This is a genomic window from Psychrobacter sp. Rd 27.2 (genome assembly GCF_001921755.1).
Lineage (GTDB): Bacteria > Pseudomonadota > Gammaproteobacteria > Pseudomonadales > Moraxellaceae > Psychrobacter > Psychrobacter celer.
In genome coordinates this window covers 1-416 of record NZ_MRYB01000090.1, presented here as the reverse complement: position 1 = coordinate 416, position 416 = coordinate 1, and the positions used below count along the sequence as shown (strand labels likewise).

1 protein-coding gene is annotated in these 416 nt (G+C 39.7%); it reads left to right on the top strand.

What is annotated here, in order from left to right; translation table 11 throughout:
* Window positions 1-416: VCBS domain-containing protein (locus BTV99_RS12725; protein ID WP_218607604.1), on the top strand; the 416-nt coding region annotated here is incomplete at both ends.

The following is a 416-nucleotide window of genomic DNA, read 5'->3' as shown; positions in this document are numbered from 1 at the left end:
ATAATATAGTTCCGATTGCAAAACCTGATAACAAAGATCTCATAGAAGATGCTGATCCAGTAAGTGCCTCTGGTAACGTATTAGGCAATGACAATTTAGGCAATACTCCAACTCAAGGTATGGAATGGGGTACTGAAACAGCCGATTACGGTACTATCTCAAAAGGTCCTGATGGTGAATATGAGTATCAGCTAGATAATACTAAAGTACAAAATCTAGCAATGGGTGATACAGTAACTGAAGAGTTTACTTATACCATCACCGATCAAGATGGAGAGACATCAAGCTCAACCCTTACTATCACCATCACGGGTACCAACGATCAACCAACAATTACTAATGGTGTTGATGCTGAAGGTGTGATTGATTCAAGAGAACTGACTGAGCAAACAGACGACTCGGTTATTACTCAAAGT